The sequence below is a fragment of the Streptomyces sp. P5F9 genome (genome assembly GCF_057961495.1).
The window spans coordinates 1-2625 of record NZ_JBXVPZ010000772.1 but is presented as its reverse complement, the minus strand read 5'-3'; the positions used below and the strand labels follow the sequence as shown (position 1 = coordinate 2625).

2 protein-coding genes are annotated in these 2625 nt (G+C 70.7%); one reads left to right on the top strand and one right to left on the bottom strand.

The features are described 5' to 3' along the window. Positions 1–43: 43 nt before the first annotated feature. Complete coding sequence (locus AC31A1_RS49830; RefSeq protein WP_489659664.1) at positions 44–1024, bottom strand: helix-turn-helix transcriptional regulator; 981 nt, start codon at positions 1022–1024, stop codon at positions 44–46. Between the two features lie 123 nt (positions 1025–1147). On the opposite strand from AC31A1_RS49830, the gene AC31A1_RS49825 reads away from it, so the two are divergent. Further along, a partial coding sequence (locus tag AC31A1_RS49825; protein ID WP_489659663.1) for an MFS transporter occupies positions 1148–2625 on the top strand: 1478 nt, incomplete at its 3' end.

Here is a 2625-nt window from a genome sequence, read left to right as displayed (position 1 = left end):
GGAGGGGGCACGGTGTGAGCTCCGCTCCCGTACCCGTAGAGGCTCACGCCTGCGGCTCGCCCCCACTGCCCGCCCGACTCAACCGTTCCCCCAACTCCCTTACGGACCGCACCAGTTCCTCCGGTTCCTGCACCGTGAACTCGCACCCCAGCATGGCCAGCCGTACGGCCAGCCAGTCCACCGCGTCGCCGGTCGTGGCGCGCAGGCGGCAGCTGTGCTCGTCGAGGGGTTCCGGGGTGCCGAGCCAGGACGGGATGCGGGCCGCGACGACGTCGGCGGGGGCGGCGAAGGTGACGGCGTACTCGTACGTCTCCTGACGCCGGTGCATCGACTGCCGTAGGTACTCCGCCGCGCTTCCGGTCGGCAGCTCGCGCGGGGTGAACCGGGCCCCCGTGGCGAAGGGCCGGCTCACCCGGTCGACCCGGAACGTCCGCCAGTCCTCGCGGTCGAGGTCGTAGGCGACGAGGTACCAGCGCCGGCCTGTCGAGACGAGACGGTACGGCTCGGTCAGGCGGCGGGACTCGGTGCCGTCCTTGGCGCGGTAGGCGAAGCGCAGCCGCTCCCGGCCGGCCACCGTCGAGGCCATGACGGTCAGCGTCTCGGGGGCGATGCTCGCGCCGTCGCCACTGGTCAGCGGGGTGGTGGCGGCCTGGAGGGTGGCGACCCGGTGCCGCAGCCGCGAGGGCAGTACCTGTTCCAGCTTCGCCAGCGCCCGTACGGACGCCTCGTCCACGCCCTCCAGCGCGTGCCCGGCGCCCGCGCGCAGGCCGACCGCGATGGCCACCGCCTCCTCGTCGTCCAGCACCAGCGGGGGCATCGCCTTGCCCGCGACGAGCCGGTAACCGCCGTCGGAGCCGAGCGTCGCCTGCACGGGGTAGCCGAGTTCGCGGAGCCGGTCGATGTCCCGCCGGACGGTGCGCCGGGAGACCCCGAGCCGGTCGGCCAGCTCGCCGCCGGGCCACTCGCGGGGCGTCTGGAGGAGGGAGAGGAGCTGGAGGAGCCGGGCCGGGGTGTCGGTGGTCATGAGTTCCCCGTCGTCGTCATGGGTTCCCCCGTCGTCGTCATGGGTTCTCCGTCGTCGTCATGAGTTCGAGGATGGCGTAGAACTAGGACACGATCTGACCTAGTGGGGTCATAGCTTCAAGCCATGACTTCCACCGAAACCCTTGTGGACAGCCCAGCCCCTGTGGCCCCCGTGTCCGGCGCGGGTGACCGGCGTCGCTGGTTCGCCCTCGCGATCGTGATGACCGCGGCCTTCATGGACCTCGTCGACGTCACGATCGTCAATGTCGCGATCCCGTCGATCCAGCGGGACGCGGGCGCCTCGTTCAGCCAGATCCAATGGATAACGGCCGGTTACGCGCTCGCCTTCGCCGCAGGGCTGATCACCGGAGGGCGGCTCGGTGACATCCACGGCCGCAAGCGGCTGTTCCTCGTCGGGATCGGCGGCTTCACGCTCGCTTCCGCGCTGTGCGGCTTCGCCGCGAACCCGGAGATGCTGGTCGCCTCGCGCATCCTGCAGGGCGGGATGGCGGCGATGATGGTGCCGCAGGTGCTGTCGATCGTGCACGCGACCTTCCCGGCGCACGAACGGGGCAAGGTGTTCGGGCTGTTCGGCGCGATCGTCGGCCTGGGCGCGGTCTCGGGCCCGCTGCTCGGCGCGCTGCTCACCGAGTGGAACCTCTTCGGTCTCGAATGGCGCCCGATCTTCCTGATCAACCTGCCGGTGGGAATCGCCGGCCTGGTCCTCGGCACCCGCTTCATCACCGAGTCCAAGGCGCCACGCGCCCTCAAGCTGGACCTCGTCGGCGTCGCCCTGGTCACTCTCGGCCTGCTGATGCTGCTCTATCCGCTCACCCGGGGCGACGAACTGGGCTGGCCCGCCTGGGGGTTCGTGTCGATGTCCGGCTCGATCGGGGTCTTCTCCGCGCTGGTGGCGTACGAGAGGCGGAAGGCGGCGCGGGACGGTTCGCCGCTCGTCGAGCTGTCGCTGTTCGAGGTGAAGAGCTTCGCGGCGGGCATCGCCGTACAGACCGTCTTCGGCATCGGGCTCGGCATCTTCTTCCTGGTCTGGACGCTGTACATGCAGATCGGGCTGGGCTGGAGCCCGCTGCGGGCGGGGCTGACCGGCGTACCGTTCTCGATCGCGGTCTCGGTGGCGGCCGGGATGTCCGTGCAGAAGCTGGTGCCCCGGCTCGGCGGACGCAATGTGCTCCAGACCGGCGCGCTGGTGATGGTCGTAGGCGTGCTGCTCTACCTCTGGGAGGCCGACCGGTACCAACTGGCCATCGCCTCCTGGCAGATGGCGCTGCCCCTCGTCGTGATGGGCGCCGGCATGGGCCTGATCTTCGCCCCGCTGACCGACACGATCCTCTCCGAGGTGCCGCGTGAGCACGCGGGTTCGGCGTCCGGACTCATCAACACCGTTCAGCAGATGGGCAATGCGCTGGGGCTGGGGTTGGTGTCGGTGGTCTTCTTCGGCTCGATCGGGGACCGGCTGACCCCGGCGGAGGTGGGGCCGGCGTTCGTCAACGCCTTCCAGAACGCGCTGGGTTGGGTGGCCGCGGTGATGGGCTCGATCTTCCTGCTGATGTTCGCGTTGCCGGGGCGGGCGGCGGGGCGGGC